This is a genomic window from Modestobacter versicolor (assembly GCF_041028285.1).
In the GTDB taxonomy this organism is placed as follows: Bacteria; Actinomycetota; Actinomycetes; order Mycobacteriales; family Geodermatophilaceae; genus Modestobacter; species Modestobacter versicolor_A.
Genome location: NZ_JABGDB010000059.1, coordinates 1 through 526 on the forward strand (window position 1 = coordinate 1; position 526 = coordinate 526).

1 protein-coding gene is annotated in these 526 nt (G+C 44.1%); it reads right to left on the reverse strand.

What is annotated here, in order from left to right; all coding sequences use genetic code 11:
- Window positions 1–56: 56 nt before the first annotated feature.
- Window positions 57–526 (reverse strand): recombinase family protein (locus tag HL054_RS22250; protein ID WP_369141310.1); only part of this gene is annotated, 470 nt, incomplete at its 5' end.

Sequence of the window (526 nt, forward strand, 5' to 3'; positions counted from 1 at the left end):
TTCCATGCGCATTAAGTCAAGATAGGTAGATAAATAAAATTCTTTTATTTAAGCATTTAAATATTATTTAAGGCCTTGTCGATAGTCGGACGGGAAACAGAAAGCTCACGCGCTATTTGTGATTTCTTCATGCCCTGCTTGTAAAGCTCCTGTATGCGTGTATGAAGCTCTACGTTCTTCACTCTACCGATTTGCTTACCAGCTTCCTTAGCCGCTTGCATACCGGCTTTGGTGCGGTCTGAAATGTACTTACGTTGCTCTTGTGCAAATGCGGCCTTAATACCTTCATACATGCCATAAGCTTGATCGCCGTCCGTTGTGACAATCTTCACCTTGCGCCCGTCTACCAGGTCTTTAAGTACAGTAAGCTGATCAACCATATCACGGCTTATTCTATCCATACCGTAGACGTACAGCACATCACCACGCTTAAGGATGGTGCTTAAGGTAAGCCATGATTCACGGCCTTTAAAGCTCTTACCGCTCTTACCTTCATCGGCGTACACGTTAGCAGCGTCAATATCAA